The sequence below is a fragment of the Streptomyces sp. NPDC058459 genome (assembly GCF_042721685.1).
Taxonomy (GTDB): domain Bacteria; phylum Actinomycetota; class Actinomycetes; order Streptomycetales; family Streptomycetaceae; genus Streptomyces.
The window spans coordinates 1-1,266 of record NZ_JBHXLV010000425.1 but is presented as its reverse complement, the minus strand read 5'-3'; the positions used below and the strand labels follow the sequence as shown (position 1 = coordinate 1,266).

Genomic DNA, 1,266 nt, shown 5'->3' with positions numbered 1-1,266 from the left:
GCGGCGTGTGGGCGGGGCGGGGCGGGCGGCCCCCCCCCACCCTGGGGGTGGCCGCCCAGGTTCGGGGGGGGCGCCGCGGGCCCCGGCCGCCCGGCCGCCGGTCCTCCCCCGGCGGCCTCCCGAAGAAAGAGGGCACGTGAACAGACTCACGGCGACACTCGTCACGGCACTGCTGGCAGCCGGTGGACTGGCAGGGACGGCCGGCACGCCCGCCGAAGCCCTGAGCGCCACTCACGTACGGCTCATGCCGCTCGGCGCGTCGATCACCGAGGGCGTCGGAAGCTCCACGGGCAACGGCTACCGCGGGCCGCTGTTCGCCTCCCTCGAAGCGGAGGGCTACACCCCGGACTTCGTCGGCAACCTGCGCAACGGCACCATGGCCGACCCCGACCATGAAGGGCACTCGGGCTGGCGCATCGACCAGATCGCCGGGATCGCGGACGCCGCCCTCGCGCGCTGGAAGCCGAACGTCGTGACCCTGCAGATCGGGACCAACGACCTCGCGCAGAGCTACCAGGTGCCGACGATCTCCAGCCGCCTCGACGCGCTGATCGACCGCATCCTCGCCGACGATCCCGGCGTGACCGTCCTGGTCAGCCCGCTGCTCCCCAGCACCGATCCGACCATCCAGGCGAACAGGGCGGAGTACGACCGTCAGGTCCCGCTGATCGTGCAGGCCAAGAAGGCCGCGGGCAAGCACGTCGGATTCGTCGACTCCAGCGCGGTGAAGGTTGCCGACCTGCACGACGACCGGCACCCCGGCGACGCCGGGTACAAGAAACTGGCGGACGCCTTCAACACCGCCCTGCTCGCGGCGGACGAGGCCGGCTGGATCAGGCCACCGGTGACGAACGGCGGCCCGGTCAGGGCCGGGGTCGGCGCCGACAAGTGCATGGACGTCAATGGTGCGAGCAGCACCAACGGCACCGCCGTACAGCTCTGGAGCTGCAACACGAGCGACGCGCAGTGGTGGACGCGAGGCTCCGACGGAACCATACGCGCGCTGGGCAAGTGTCTGGACGTCACCGGTCTCGGCACCGCCAACGGCACCAAGGTGGAGATCTGGGACTGCAACGGCGGCGCCAACCAGCAGTGGCAGCCGTACAACGGCGGCTACCGCAACCCGGTCTCCGGTCGCTGCCTCGACGACCCCGGCTTCGCCACGGCTGACGGCACGCGGCTGGAGATCTGGGACTGCAACGGCGGCGCCAACCAGCAGTGGTCCGCCCTGCGGGGGTGACAGCTCCACGCACGGCCGCCTGAACC

Annotated in this window: 1 protein-coding gene; it reads left to right on the top strand. The window is 71.8% G+C overall.

The window, feature by feature from the left end; genetic code table 11:
- The first annotated feature begins 136 nt into the window (after positions 1–136).
- Positions 137–1,240 (top strand): ricin-type beta-trefoil lectin domain protein, encoded by a 1,104-nt coding sequence (locus ACFWN1_RS33335; RefSeq protein WP_384370526.1) that lies wholly within the window; start codon positions 137–139, stop codon positions 1,238–1,240.
- Positions 1,241–1,266: the final 26 nt, after the last annotated feature.